The organism is Staphylococcus pasteuri (assembly GCF_030547725.1).
Taxonomy (GTDB): domain Bacteria; phylum Bacillota; class Bacilli; order Staphylococcales; family Staphylococcaceae; genus Staphylococcus; species Staphylococcus pasteuri.
The window spans coordinates 1-301 of the sequence record NZ_JAUOQO010000189.1 but is presented as its reverse complement, the minus strand read 5'-3'; the positions used below and the strand labels follow the sequence as shown (position 1 = coordinate 301).

The 301-nt window shown below is 46.8% G+C and carries 1 protein-coding gene; it reads left to right on the top strand.

Annotation, left to right across the window (positions count from 1 at the left end; translation table 11 throughout):
• The coding region (truD, locus tag Q4528_RS13350; RefSeq protein WP_303521993.1) for a tRNA pseudouridine(13) synthase TruD at positions 1–301 on the top strand (301 nt) is incomplete at both ends.

Sequence of the window (301 nt, the reverse complement as noted above, 5' to 3'; positions counted from 1 at the left end):
CCTAAAAGATCGCCATGCGGTCACCACCCAATGGGTTAGTATTCAAATACCGGGCAAGGACAATGTTGCGTTACCTGAAGAGTTAGGCGAAGGGGTTAGAGTGCTTGCAACTGCAAGGCACAACCGCAAACTTAAGCGTGGTTCTTTGTCGGGTAACAATTTTGTGATTCGCCTACGAGACGTATCGGATATTGAGCAAGCTTTAGAGCGAGCAAGCAAAGTTGCCGAATCTGGTGTACCTAACTATTTTGGGTCTCAACGATTTGGCCGTGGTGCCAGCAATATTGATAATGCTTTAAGC